The 13,864-nt window shown below is 60.0% G+C and carries 7 protein-coding genes; all 7 read right to left on the bottom strand.

The window, feature by feature from the left end; translation table 11 throughout:
* Positions 1-387: 387 nt before the first annotated feature.
* The gene (locus tag ACXAH0_RS01380; protein ID WP_475188520.1) at positions 388-2,823 is read right to left on the bottom strand and encodes a UvrD-helicase domain-containing protein; all 2,436 of its coding nucleotides are present in this window, start codon (positions 2,821-2,823) and stop codon (positions 388-390) included.
* 348 nt (positions 2,824-3,171) lie between these two features.
* Positions 3,172-5,229: a methyl-accepting chemotaxis protein gene (locus ACXAH0_RS01385; RefSeq protein WP_475188523.1), complete on the bottom strand. Its 2,058-nt coding sequence runs from the start codon at positions 5,227-5,229 to the stop codon at positions 3,172-3,174.
* A gap of 385 nt (positions 5,230-5,614) precedes the next feature.
* Entirely contained in the window at positions 5,615-7,828 is a 2,214-nt protein-coding gene (gene ligA / locus ACXAH0_RS01390) for an NAD-dependent DNA ligase LigA (RefSeq protein ID WP_475188524.1), read from the bottom strand.
* 7 nt (positions 7,829-7,835) lie between these two features.
* Entirely contained in the window at positions 7,836-9,503 is a 1,668-nt protein-coding gene (recN, locus tag ACXAH0_RS01395; RefSeq protein WP_475188526.1) for a DNA repair protein RecN, read from the bottom strand.
* 201 nt (positions 9,504-9,704) lie between these two features.
* Complete coding sequence (locus tag ACXAH0_RS01400) at positions 9,705-10,535, bottom strand: outer membrane protein assembly factor BamD (RefSeq protein WP_475172358.1); 831 nt, start codon at positions 10,533-10,535, stop codon at positions 9,705-9,707.
* Positions 10,536-10,791: 256 nt separating this feature from the next.
* On the bottom strand, positions 10,792-11,736 hold the full coding sequence (gene lpxC, locus ACXAH0_RS01405; RefSeq protein ID WP_475188528.1) for a UDP-3-O-acyl-N-acetylglucosamine deacetylase: 945 nt from the start codon (positions 11,734-11,736) through the stop codon (positions 10,792-10,794).
* A gap of 246 nt (positions 11,737-11,982) precedes the next feature.
* Complete coding sequence (gene ftsZ / locus ACXAH0_RS01410; protein WP_475188741.1) at positions 11,983-13,785, bottom strand: cell division protein FtsZ; 1,803 nt, start codon at positions 13,783-13,785, stop codon at positions 11,983-11,985.
* Between the last annotated feature and the right edge of the window lie 79 nt (positions 13,786-13,864).

The raw sequence follows: 13,864 nt of genomic DNA on the forward strand, positions 1-13,864 counted from the left end.
TCAGACGATCTGCGCCTTATACTTCGGATGCAAAAGTATCGGGCAATAAGCCTGCTCAATTTGACCGTGACACGAAAGCGATGTGCAAAGAGCGTGTCACGGGGCGATGCCGGACATCGTCCAAGACACGCGACACAGTGGAACGCTCTCATGTCGTGGCCTTCGGTGGTTTTTTCAAACCCGCCGGGCTTTGTCACGCCGCTTGCCCGGCCACCCAAGGCCAACCTGGGGCCCATTCCTTACCGGCAAACCTGAAAACCCATCCAAAGGGGTCTTATTTGGTGCGGTAGGTATAAAGCGCCCGGCCCGAAGGGCGGCCTTCAGACAAGCAGCATTTCAGACAGGCCAGACGAACAGGCAGGGCAGATGATCAGGCCGCGCAGACCGTCAGTGCCGCTCGACAAAGCTGTCGATCACCTTCTTGACCCCGGCTTTTTCAAAATCAACGGTCAGCTTGTTGCCTTCAATCGATGTGACCGAGCCATAGCCGAACTTGATGTGGAACACCCGCTCGCCAAGCGCAAATTCTGACGGGGTTTCGCTAACCGACTTGGCCACCAGTTCCCCTTCGATGGTGAGTGGTCCCTGGCGTTTCATGCGGGCGGACTGGTAGCCCTGCCCGCTTTCAGAAAACCCGCCGGATGACTGACGGGCCCGCTGTGCCCGTTGCCAGCCCGGCGTTGAATAGCTGCCTCGTTCAAACGGATCATTGCTGTCAAAGCGCGACGGCCCGTAGCCGCCGCCGCCATACCCCCCGTAATTCGAAGAGGGCTCGGCGATTTCCACGTGATCGGGCGGCAATTCATCCAGAAATCTGGACGGCACTGTTGATTGCCACAGGCCATGAATACGCCTGTTGGAGGCAAAATAGAGCTTGGCCCGTTTCTTGGCCCGGGTGATGCCCACATAGGCAAGCCTGCGCTCCTCCTCCAACCCGGCCCGGCCGCTTTCATCCAGCGATCTTTGATGGGGGAACAGCCCCTCTTCCCAGCCAGGCAGAAACACCGTGTCAAATTCCAGCCCCTTGGCCGAATGAAGGGTCATGATCGACACTGCATCGCTGGCATCCGCGCTGTCCCGGTCCATCACCAGGGCGATGTGCTCCAGGAAACCGGCCATGGATTCAAAGTCCTCCATGGAGCGGATCAGTTCCTTCAGGTTGTCCAGACGGCCCGGCGCTTCTGCGGACCGGTCCAGCCGCCACATTTCCGTATAGCCGCTTTCATCCAGAATGATTTCGGCGAGCTCGGTGTGTTTGAGTTGCTCCAGCTGGCGCCGCCAGCGGGAAAAATTGTCCAGAACCGTTTTCAGTGAATTCCGTGGTTTCGGCTTCAGTTCTTCCGTATCAACCAGCTGCTGGGCCGCCTGCATGAGGGGAATACGCTCCGCCCGGGCCAGACCATGAACCAGTTTCAGCGTGGCATCCCCCAGGCCCCGTTTCGGCGTGTTCACAATCCGCTCAAAGGCCAGATCATCGGCCGGCTGGCAGACACATCTGAAATAGGCCAGCGCATCCCGGATCTCCATCCGTTCATAAAAGCGCGGTCCGCCAATCACCCGGTAATTCAGCCCGAGCGTGATGAAACGCTCTTCAAATTCGCGCATCTGGAACGACGCGCGCACAAGCACCGCCATCTCATTGAGCGTATGACCATGGGTCTGCTGCGCCTCGATCTCATCGCCGATCATACGGGCCTCCTCTTCGGAGTCCCAAACGGAGGCAACGGAGACAAGATCGTGATCAGGCTCTTCAAAATCCGTGAACAGCGTTTTGCCCAAACGGCCCTCATTGAAGGAAATCAAATGAGAAGCCGCGGCCAGAATATGACTGGTGGAGCGGTAGTTCCGCTCCAGACGGATGACAGTTGCGCCTTTGAAGTCGTGCTCAAAGCGCAGGATGTTGTCGACTTCCGCCCCGCGCCATCCATAAATCGACTGGTCGTCATCGCCCACACAGCAGACATTCGGATTGCCCTGGGCCAAAAGCCGCAGCCACAGATACTGCGCAATATTGGTGTCCTGATACTCATCCACCAGCATGTAGCGGAAGCGGCTCTGATAGTCGGCCAGAACATCAGGGCGGGACTTGAACAGAGTGATCACATGGAGCAGCAGATCGCCGAAATCGGCCGCATTCAGGATCGACAGGCGCTCCTGATATTCCTGATAAAGCCACCGCCCCTTGCCATTGCCAAAGGCCCGCGCTTCGCCTTCGGGCACCTGATCGGGCGTCAGGGCCCGGTTCTTCCAGCCGTCCAGAATCCCGGCAAAGGTCTTTGCGGTCCAGCGCTTGTCGTCGAGCCCTTCCGCCTGGATGATCTGCTTGAGCAAACGAATCTGGTCATCCGTGTCCAGAATGGAAAAACTGGATTTGAGGCCAACCAGTTCGGCATGTTTGCGCAGAATTTTGACACAGATGGAGTGGAACGTGCCAAGCCAGGCCATGCCCTCCACATTGCCGCCGACAAAGCCCGCAATCCGTTCCTTCATCTCCCGCGCCGCCTTGTTGGTGAAGGTGACGGCAAGAATGCCGGAGGGCCGCGCAAGCCCGCTGGCAAGAATATGTGCAATGCGTGTGGTCAGAACCCGGGTCTTGCCGGTGCCTGCCCCGGCCAGAACCAGGACCGGGCCTTCGGTCGTCTCCACCGCCAGGCGCTGTTCCGGATTAAGGCCGGTCAGATAGTCCGGCGCGCGCCGGGCTGCCATGGCCCGGGCTGCGATCCCACCTTCCGGGCGCGCAGGCGCAAGCGCCGGGTCCCGCCGGGTGCCCACGGGCTGGAAGGGATCGTCAAAGGGATCATCATACCCGTCCGGGTCTGCCATGGCGTGAAAGTCCAGTAACGTAACTTTAAATCAAGAGAACAATATAGCAACAAACCGGCTGTGGCGAGAGCGCGCACAGGCAAATGGTGGGGACAAGACGTCTCAAACCGGGATGAACGTGCCTTTCTTCCCCAAGGGCGGCCAGGCAGACAGCACCACACACACATGTGAAGGCCGGCGCCTCCTTGAACCCCGCGCCCCTTTTCAGGAACTGGGGACTTCAGGAGGTTGGCACAAGTGCCTTGCCGAGTTGGAGCAACGGTGTGTTGCCCATCGGCATCCTCACGCTGACACGGACTTTTGACAGACCGCGCCAGAACCATCCGTCAAAGGAGAAGAGCGCGGCCCCTAGGCCGCCTCATCATCGCGCACTTCCTCCAGGAAGGTGTTGACTGCTTCTGAGAGGTTGATCGCCACCTGGCTAAGCTGACCGGCCGAGTTGCTCAAGACCTCCGATCTCTGGCGCGTCTGGTCAATGGAGCCGGAGACACCCGCCACATTGGTGGCCGCCGCTGTCGCACCGTCGGAGGCAAAAGTGATGGACTGGGTGATTTCCCCGGTCGCCGCGTTCTGCTCATCGACCGACACGGAAATCGTGTCGCTGACGGAGCGGACCTCGTCGATGCGCTCCACGATTGAGCGGATCGCAGTGACCGATTTCTGCGTCGAGCTCTGAACCTCAGAAATCTGGCTGGAGATCTTGTCCGTTGCCTTGGCGGTCTGGTTCGAGAGTTCCTTGACCTCCGCCGCCACGACAGCAAAGCCCTTTCCGGCCTCCCCTGCCCGCGCGGCTTCAATGGTAGCGTTTAGCGCCAACAGATTGGTCTGTTCGGCAATCGCCCGGATCATCTCGACGACTTCACCGATCTTGTCAGCAGTTTCCGCCAGAATGGACACATCCCTGTCAGCAGCCATGGCCGTGTCGGCTGCCACCGCGGAGATCTCCGTCGCCGAACTGGCCTGACGGGAAATTTCACCGATAGAAACCGACAGCTCCGCTGCAGCCGAGGCGACCATCTGCACGTTGGTGGTCGCTTCCTCGGTGGCGGAACTGGCCGCCTGGGCGCTTTCATCCGCATGCAGAGCGATCTTGACCAGATCAACCGCATTGGCACGGACATCTTCGGCTTCCGCGTTCAACTGCTCCTGGATCGCGGAAACCGAGGTTTCGAAATGATTGATGGCGTTTTCCAACTGGGCCCGGCGCTGACGGCGGAGGGCCCGCCCGGATTCCGCTTCCTCTTCCAGCTCTTTCTGATACGCCAGTTTGGTACGGAAGACTTCGGCAGCACGCGCTATATCGCCAATTTCATCCGGACGGTCCGTATCGGCCACGCTCACCCTCAGATCACCTTCTGCAAGCGCCGTGATCGCGTCACGCTGCCGGCTCAGGGTCCGGGTGATGGCAAGCACCTGAGTGGCCACAACGGCAACACCAATCAGTGTCAGACCAATGGCAATCGCCGAAAGCCAGAAAATTTCGGTCCGCAAGCGGCTTGTATCCGCATCGGCGGCCGCTTCTGCCCGGTGGATCAGCTTGTCTGAGAACTGCTTCATCAGGTTCAGGCGCTTGGTGGCGATTGCGAACCAGTCGCTGCCCTGAATCCCTCCGGCGTCTCCCGTTTCAGGAAGCGCGTGAATAAGCTTGCGCCAGGCCAGAGCCTGGTCCACATCTGCGCCCTTGACCATGCTCTTGAACATAGCTTTCTGGTCGGCAGTGGCGACAGACGTAAATTCCTTCAGGAAGGCTGCCTCCCCCCCATAATGGGTGATCACCTTCTTAAACGTCGCCAGATTGACCGTGCCGGTTCCATTGAATTCATTAAGCAGCGCAGCCCCATTGGCGCGCTCCAGCCCGCCGGATTCCATGGCTTCCACAATGGTCAGATAGGGTAGGAGCTCGACTGTGATCTCCCGGGACGGGCTGGCTTCCGTGGTCAGGCCGATCACGTGGATCAGTTCGTGCACTTCGTGAGTGTAGGATTTCAGAACGTCGGCGACGGCAAAAGTCCGTGCATCAATTGCCTTCCGGAAGCTGGCGGTCTGGTGAACCGCCTTGGCCACGTTCTGAAGATCGCTCAGCAAGGCTTCATCGTTCAGATCAAGGCTCGCCAGATGGTCATCAAAGAGTTTGAGGGCCGCATCAGACTTCGGCCGCTGCGCCATCAGTTTTGCCTGAACGTCCGGATTGTAACCGGACTTGATCAGACTGACGCTCATGCCCCGTTCTTTTTGCAATTCATGCACCAGGTTGCCTGCGTCTTCCGCAATCCTGGTCATGGGCTGCATATGTGCGTTATGGGAGAGTTCGACAGCTTTTTCCGACACGCTGAAGGCCGCAAACCCGACGACCGCAAGCATTGGCACCGCCGCCAGCACTGCGATCTGCAGCTTGATCCGTTTCATCTGCACGCTCCTTCACACCTCAACCGGTGCCGGACCCCCTCCGGCTCCTTCAGCCTGCTGGGAGCGCCTTTCCTCACACTTAACAAAAGAGGCAATTTGGCCTTGCGCGACACAAAATACGCAATATGCAAAGCAAAACAATTTAAGGTAGTACGCTAAAATAAACTGAGATTGTCAGAAGTGACGATTATTTCGCCTGAGCTCAAGTATTTTACGTTACGTAAATTTTGAAATTAGATCTAATTACGCTGAATCAGCACTTCAATTGACTGCCTGACCTCCCGAATTTCAACGCAAAAAACAAAACAGTTCGCATCCGAACCAACCCGGCCCGCCAACATGCAGCATTGCCCCAAGAGACCTCGGGTCTGGTGTGTGATTGGTCTCAGGCGCCGACCAAATCAAACCAGCCATCTTCGCTGATCACCTCGATCCCGAGATCCTGGGCCTTGGTCAGTTTGGAGCCGGCTTTCGGTCCGGCCACAACCAGATCGGTCTTCTTGGAAACAGAGCCCGACACTTTCGCGCCGAGCCGCTCAGCCATTGCCTTGGCCTCGTCCCGGGTCATGCGCTCCAGCGAGCCGGTGAAGACCACCGTTTTTCCAGCAACCGGAGAGCCGGAAGCCTCAATTTTCTCGGCGTCTTTCGGGCGGACCTCTTCCAGAAGCGCATCCAGCTGCGCCCGGTTGTGCTCTTCTCTGAAGAATTCCACAAGTGCCTCAGCCACAATATGGCCAATGCCGTCAATGTCATTGAGCTCGTTCCAGGCTTCGCCTTCCCTGTCCACAGCCGCCTGCATGGCTGCATAAAAGACAGACCAGGACCCATAGGCCCGAGCCAGCAATTTGGCATTGCCCTCGCCCACATGGCGGATGCCCAGCGAAAAGATGAACCGGTGCAGTTCGATGGTCCGGCGCTGATTGATTGCCTCAAACAAGTTCCGGGCAGAGACCGCCCCCCAACCTTCCCGGTTCCGGAGCTTGGTCAGAGCCTGCTTGTCGCGTGCCTCCAGGGAAAAGATATCAGCCGGGGCCATGACAAGGCTGTCCTTAAAGAAGGCATCGACCTGCTTGTCACCGAAGCCCTCGATGTCAAAGGCGTTGCGGGAGACAAAATGGCGGAGCTTTTCCGTCGCCTGGGCAGGGCAGATCAAGCCGCCCGTGCAGCGCCGGATGGCGTCGACCCGGCCGGTCTTTTCGTTTTTCTCGCGCACTGCATGGCTGCCACAGGCCGGACACCGTTCAGGAAAAACAAAGACCGGGGCACCGGCCGGCCGTTTGTCCAGATCGATATCAACAATCTGCGGGATGACATCTCCCGCCCGCTGGATCTTCACCGTGTCGCCAATGCGCAAATCCTTGCCGCCCCGGATCGGCTCGCCATCCTGGCCAATCGCCTTGATATAGTCCTCATTGTGGAGCGTTGCGTTGGAAACAACGACCCCGCCCACGGTGATCGGCTCCAGCTTGGCCACCGGTGTCAGCGCGCCGGTGCGCCCGACCTGAATTTCAATATCGTTGAGAACCGTAAATGCCTGCTCGGCCGGGAACTTGTGGGCAATCGCCCAGCGGGGTGAGCGGGAGACAAAGCCGAGCCGCTCCTGCAGATCCAGCCGGTCCACCTTGTAGACCACCCCGTCAATATCATAGTCGAGCTGCGCCCGGCTTTCTTCAATGCCGTGATAGACCTTCAGCAGCGCCTCGACCGTCTCGCAGCGCTCCATCAGGGAATTGATCTTGAAGCCCCAGCCCGCAAACGCTGCCACCATGTCCGTCTGAGTGTCTGCGTTCATGGCGCTCATCTCGCCCCAGGCATAGGCGAAGAATTTCAGCGGACGGGTCGCGGTGATGTCCGGATTGAGCTGGCGCAAGGACCCGGCCGCCGCATTGCGCGGATTGGCGAATGGCTTGCCGCCATTGGCTTCCATGCGCGCATTGAGCGCGCGGAAATCCCCATGCGCCATATAGACTTCGCCGCGCACTTCAACCACATCCGGCACGGGACCGGTCAAGGTCTGCGGAATGTCGCCAATCGTTCTGGCATTGGCCGTGACATTTTCCCCCGTGGTGCCGTCGCCCCGGGTCGCCGCGTAGACAAGTTGCCCGTTTTCATAACGCAAAGACAAGGAAAGGCCATCGATCTTTGGCTCGGCGGTCACGGCAAGCGCCCCCATCAGCGGATCGAATTTCAGGAACCGCCGCACCCGGCCGACAAAGTCCTGGACATCTTCATCGGAAAAGGCATTGTCCAGGGAAAGCATCGGCACCCGGTGGGCGATCTTGCCGAAACCGGAGGCCGGAGCCGCCCCCACCTGTACAGAAGGCCCATCCGCCAGCACCAGATCCGGGAACCGTGCCTCAATCTCCCCATTGCGCCGGCGCAGCGCATCATACTCCCCATCCGACAGGACCGGGGTGTCCTCCTGGTGGTAGAGCCGGTCGTTTTCAGCAATGTCCGCTGCCAGCCGTGCAAGTTCGGCCCGCGCCTGATCCCGTGTCAGCACCTCGACGCTGATAGTGCTGGTGTCAGCGTTCCCGGTGTCCGGTTTCCCGTTCTCTGGAACATCTTTTTCCGCAGGTCCCTTTAAACCGTCGCTCATGGCGCCCCTATTCCGCTGCGGTCAACAGTCTTCGGGCAGCAGCCCGGGCTTCTTCGGTAATCACGCTGCCTGCCAGCATACGCGCAATTTCCTCGCTGCGGTGGTCCGCATCGATGCGCTGCACCCGCGTGGCCACCCGGTCCGGACGGGTGGCTTCCTTGGCAATCAGGAAATGGCCCGCCGCACGTGCGGCCACCTGCGGCGCATGGGTGACGGTCAGAACCTGGACGGTGCTGGCCAGACGGGCCAGCCGCACGCCAATGGCTTCGGCGACGGCCCCACCGACCCCGGTGTCAATTTCGTCAAACACCAGCGTCGGCGCCGAGCCCTTGTCGGCCAGCGAAACTTTCAGTGCCAGAAGAAAGCGCGACAATTCCCCGCCGGAGGCAACCTTCATCATCGGGCCGGGACGGGTGCCCGGATTGGTCTGGACGTGGAACTCCAGCTGATCGGTGCCGGAACGGCCCCGGGTGTCCGGATCGCTCACCATCTCGACAATGAACTTCGCCCGTTCCAGTTTCAGATCCGGCAATTCCCCGTCGACCGCCTTTTCCAGCGCTTGTGCCGTCCTGGCCCGCCGGGCGGACAGGGCAGAAGCTTTGGCATCATAGTCTGTCCGTGCAGAGGCTGCCGCTTCGGCAAGCGCGGCCAGCTTGTCTTCTCCCGCGTCCAGATCGGCCAGATCTGCACTCATGCGCGCGCAGAGCCCGTTCAGCTCATCCACCGGCACAGAATATTTGCGTGAAGCCGCCCGTAGCGCAAACAGGCGCTCTTCAACGCTCTCCAGCTCCCGGGGATCAAATTCCGTCTGCCGCAGGGCATTCTCCAAGCCGCTGCGGGTCTCTTCCAGCTGGTCCAGAGCCTGGGACAGGGTGCGCACCGGCTGAGCGAGAAGCTGGGGCACCTGATCTGCCTTGCGCTCCAGGCGGCGCAACAGGCTGGCCAGCTCCGGCACCGGCGATGCGCTGCCATTCAGCGTTTCGAAGGCTTCACTCAGTCCGCTGGCGATCTTTTCCACCTGCATCATGTCGGTACGGCGGGCGGCCAGACGATTCTCTTCCCCCTCTTCCGGGTTCAGCACCGACAATTCTTCTGCGGACGAACGCAGATAGTCAGCTTCCTGACGGGCCGCCTCGATGCGTTTTTCATGATCGGAAACAGCCTTTTCCGCAGCCCGGAAAGCGGCATAGGCCTTCGCCACCTTATCAGCATCGCCGGTCAGACCACCAAAAATATCAATCAGGGCCCGATGGCTGTCCGGGTCCACAAGCGCGCGGTCGTCATGCTGACCGTGGATTTCCACCAGCAGCGCGCCCACCTGCCGCAGCAGGCCCGCACTGACAGGCTGGTCGTTGACAAAGGCGCGGGTCCGCCCGTCCGCCGTTTGGATCCGCCGCAAGATGATGTCGCCATCATCCTCGACATCATTGTCTTTCAAAAACGCCCGGACAGGATGCACCGCCGGAACATCAAACACCGCCGTCACCTGCCCCTGGGCTTCGCCATGGCGCACAAGGTCCGCATCGCCGCGGGCCCCAAGGGCCAGAGACAGAGAATCGAGCAGGATCGACTTGCCTGCACCGGTCTCCCCGGTCAGGACAGACATTCCCGAGGAAAAGTCGAGATCCAGACGATCAATCAGAACAATGTCACGGATAGACAGCGTGACCAGCATGAAGGCGGCTCCCTGGGCATTGTGCGTTCGACGGAACGCAGCCGAACGCCTCAAACCCTCTATAGCCGATCCTCTCCAGCCGGATCAATCGACCCTGAGCGGTCCTGGGGGCAATGATCCACACCAGCGTTGCCCCAGCCCCGGCACGCGTGCCAGACGCCCTATCAACCTGAAGGCGTTCGGGCAGTCACACCGCCCGGATCAGATTTTCTTGAAAGCCCGGCTGATCCAGCTTCCGCTGTCTTCAGAAGGTTCATACCCGCCCTTGTTCAAAAGGGCGAAGGCATCCTTGTACCACTGGGTATCGGGATAATTGTGCCCCAGCACCGCCGCCGCTGTCTGGGCTTCGTTGATCACCCCGAGAGCATAATAGGCTTCGGTCAGACGGAAAAGTGCCTCTTCGACGTGGCGTGTGGTCTGAAACTCGATCACCACCGCCTTGAACCGGTTGATCGCCGCCACATAGTTGCGCCGCTTCAGGTAGTAGCGGCCGACCTGCATTTCCTTGCCGCCAAGCTGGTCCTCAACAATTCGCAGCTTCTTTTCCGCATCCGGCGCATATTCGGACTCGGGGAAGCGCTGTACCAGCTCCTGGAACGCACCGGCGGACTTTCGGGTCACCGCCTGATCGCGGGTGATGTCCGGCATCTGGCGGAAATAGCTCTGACCGGCAATATAAAGCATATATGCCGAATCCTCGTCCCCCGGATAAAGGGTCACGAAGCGGCGCGCCGCCGTGATGGCTTCCGTGTATTTGCTCCGGGAGAAATTCAGGAAGGCCAGATTGACCAGCGACTTTTTCGAATATTCCGAATAGGGGTAGAGCTTGTCGATCTCTTCAAATTTCTGCGTCGAGTCGCGCAGCTTGCCCTGGGCCCGCAAGGCCAGGCCTTCATTGAAAAGGACCTCAGGGGGCGTGTCATTGAGCGCCAGCTCATCGAGGTCTTCCTTGCCGCTGCAGGCAACAAGCAGAACCGGGGCCGCCAGCACGGCCAGTCTCATCAGGCTCTTGATGCGTTTGGTTCCGATCATGTGAGACCCAGATAAAATTCCGTTCACGCCTATACTCCCGAGCCGGGTCCGGCCCATGCGACCGTCAAAACAATCCGGTCAGTTCATTTCTTTGACAGGAGTGTTTATCGGAATTCCCCTGTCCCCGTCACGCCCTGATCGGCGATCTGACGGTTTTTTTGAGCATTTTTGTGGCAAAATGCCCAAATAGCAGTGAATTGCGAAAAATCAGGCAGGCCATCGGGCACAGGGCATGCCCGAGCCGCTCTAGAAAGCCTCAGGAAACCTCGGGGCCGAAGGCGGCAGCGGCGGCAAGTCCGCCCTTGCCAACCTGCCCGACCTGACGGAACGCAGGGGCTTCGACAATTTCGAACGCCTCCGGATCCTGGAACAGCTTCACCAGAATGGCGTGGTTCATCTTGTGACCGCCCTTATAGGACCGGTACATTCCGAGAATCGGCAGACCAGCAAGAGCCAGATCTCCAACCGCATCAAGCGCCTTGTGCCGGGCGAACTCATCCGGCCAGCGGGTACCTTCCGGGTTCAGAACCTTGTCGTCGGAGATCGCCACCGAATTGTCCAGGGACGAGCCGAGGGCAAAGCCCATCTTCCAGAGCTGCTCCACATCCTTGACATTGCCGAAGGTGCGTGCGCGGGAAAGTTCAGTGCTGAAGACCTCCGGGGTCATGTCAGACACGAATTTCTGGCAACCGATAGCCGGAGTGTCGAAATCAATGGTGATGTCAAACTTGGTGCCGTCATAGGGGTGCAGCTCGCACCATGCGGAACCGTTGTCGACCCGGACCGTCTTGTTGATTTTCAGATACCGGCGGCCCCGATCCAGCTTCGCCAGACCGACCTGCTCGACCGCTTCCACGAAAACCGCACTGCTGCCATCCATGATCGGCATTTCGGGGCCATCGATTTCCACGATCACATTGTCAACCCCCATGCCGAACAGCGCCGCCATGAGATGTTCTACGGTGGCGATGCCGTCCTGGGCTGGGTCCCCGAGCACGGTGCACAGCGCCGTTGCGGAGACCTTGTTCCAGAGGGCCGGTATTTCTGTTGCATTGTCTTGATCAGTCCGGGTGAACACCACCCCGGCGCCAGCTTCCGCAGGAAGGAGCGTGATCGATGCCGGTTTGCCCGAGTGAACCCCGATTCCGGTCAGCGTTACCTGATCGGCAAGCGTTGTCTGTCGGTCAACATGTATGGTCATAAAACCCAGCCCTTCCGAAAGGTGACCGAAACGTCTCTCTTTTGCCAAATTGCACAAGCGGACTTTTAACGATCACGTGTTGGGGGCGAAGATAGTCGCGAAGCCGGGCAGAACGAAATAAAGCTTTATTACGGTTTGTAACGATTCACAGGATTGAAAAAAAACAAAGTTTTCTTCCGCTAGCGTTAACAGCCCGGAGCGGTCGCTCCGGGCTGCCACGATCAGGGAAGCAGATCGCGGAACGAATCAGTTGGCCTGCCGGCGCAGGAACGCCGGGATCTCCAACTGTTCGTCATCTGACGCACTGACCGGCTTGGGCGCGGCACGGCCAGTTTCGTCAAGCTGTCCCGCAGCCCCGAAGTTCGAGGCCCGGGCCTGCGGAGCACGCGGCTGCGCCGGAGCGGGCTGAAGCTGCGGTGCCTTGCGGGCAACGGGTGCTTCTGCGGCCAGCTCTTCTTCGTCTTCCCGGCGGCCAAGGCCACTGGCCAGACGCCGGAGCAGGCCCATCGGGCGGCGGTCATCGTCTTCGCCATATTCCTCCAGCCCAGCCGGAGCCGCAGCAGCCGGTGCCTGAGCCGGCTCAGCGGCCTGAGTCGCATTGGCCAGGGGCTGAGGCTGAGGCTGAGCCGGCTCGGCAGGCGCCTGCTGGGCCATGATTTCACGCTGCGCAATCGGCGGGAAATCCTCAACCCGTGGCATGCGCGGCGCCGGGCTGTGCTCTTCGGCAACTGGCGGAATATAGGGCTGGCTGACCGGTGTCTCATCGACGACAGCCGCCGGTGTTTCATCTTCCAGATCCATCATCATCGGGGTCTTTTCCGCCAGCGGACGGCTGACAGGCTGGACCCGTTTGATTTCCACATCCGGATCGCTGGCCACGGCGACCGGAGCCGGCTCGGGAATCGCAAGTTCCTTTTCCAGGCTGGCAACAGCCTGGGCCGCAGCAGCTGCTGCGCCTGCGCGCTCAGCAGCCACGGCTGGTTTTGCAGAAGCGATCTCCTGGCTGCGGATTGCAGCTGGAGCAGCGGCCTGTTTCACGGCCTGGCCAGCTGATGCTGGAAACGGAGCAGCCTCAAGGCCCTCCTCCCTGTCAATGCCCGTGGCCACAACAGACACGCGGATGATGCCGTCAAGGGTTTCATCGAAGGTCGCGCCCAGGATGATGTTGGCATCGGAATCCACTTCTTCCCGGATTCGTGTGGCGGCTTCGTCCACTTCGAACAGGGTCAGGTCGTTGCCGCCCGTGATCGAGATCAGAAGACCCTTGGCGCCCTTCATGGACGATTCGTCCAGAAGCGGGTTGGCAATGGCCGCTTCGGCCGCCTGCTGGGCGCGTTTTTCGCCGCTGGCCTCGCCGGTGCCCATCATGGCCTTGCCCATGCCCCGCATCACGGAGCGCACATCGGCAAAATCCAGGTTGATAAGACCTTCCTTGACCATCAGGTCGGTGATGCAAGCAACACCGGAGTAAAGCACCTGATCGGCCATCGCGAACGCGTCGGCAAAGGTGGTCTGCGCATTGGCAATCCGGAACAGGTTCTGGTTCGGAATGACAATCAAAGTGTCCACACTGCGCTGCAGCTCTTCAATGCCGCTGTCGGCAATGCGCATGCGCCGCGCACCTTCGAACTGGAACGGCTTGGTGACCACACCTACGGTCAGAATGCCCTGTTCGCGCGCTGCGCGGGCAATGACCGGAGCTGCGCCGGTGCCGGTGCCCCCACCCATGCCGGCGGTGATGAACACCATGTGCGATCCGGACAGGTGATCGTTGATTTCGTCAATCACTTCCTCCGCCGCTGCCGATCCGACTTCCGGCTGTGAGCCGGCGCCGAGACCTTCCGTCACCGCAACGCCCATCTGGACGAGCCGGTCGGAATGGTTCATGGCAAGGGCCTGGGCATCCGTGTTTGCGACAACGAAGTCGCAGCCCTGGAGGCCGGCAGTGATCATGTTGTTGACGGCGTTTCCGCCCGCGCCGCCGACGCCGAAAACCGTAATCCTCGGCTTCAGCTCCTGAATGTCGGGCATCTTAAGGTTAATGGTCATAGTATCCTCGCGACCCAATGGATCCCCCGCTGCGGGAGACCCGTCTTCTTCCCTAACTTCCGCTGCCATGCCGGGCAGC

The organism is Roseibium sp. AWQ4_290 (genome assembly GCF_056160985.1).

What these genes read in the sequence shown, in the direction of transcription:
- ACXAH0_RS01380 (WP_475188520.1), bottom strand. Translation starts at nt 2,823, where the DNA reads ATGGCAGACCCGGACGGGTATGATGATCCCTTTGACGATCCCTTCCAG.
- ACXAH0_RS01385 (WP_475188523.1), bottom strand. Translation starts at nt 5,229, where the DNA reads ATGAAACGGATCAAGCTGCAGATCGCAGTGCTGGCGGCGGTGCCAATG.
- ligA (WP_475188524.1), bottom strand. Translation starts at nt 7,828, where the DNA reads ATGAGCGACGGTTTAAAGGGACCTGCGGAAAAAGATGTTCCAGAGAAC.
- recN (WP_475188526.1), bottom strand. Translation starts at nt 9,503, where the DNA reads ATGCTGGTCACGCTGTCTATCCGTGACATTGTTCTGATTGATCGTCTG.
- ACXAH0_RS01400 (WP_475172358.1), bottom strand. Translation starts at nt 10,535, where the DNA reads ATGATCGGAACCAAACGCATCAAGAGCCTGATGAGACTGGCCGTGCTG.
- lpxC (WP_475188528.1), bottom strand. Translation starts at nt 11,736, where the DNA reads ATGACCATACATGTTGACCGACAGACAACGCTTGCCGATCAGGTAACG.
- ftsZ (WP_475188741.1), bottom strand. Translation starts at nt 13,785, where the DNA reads ATGACCATTAACCTTAAGATGCCCGACATTCAGGAGCTGAAGCCGAGG.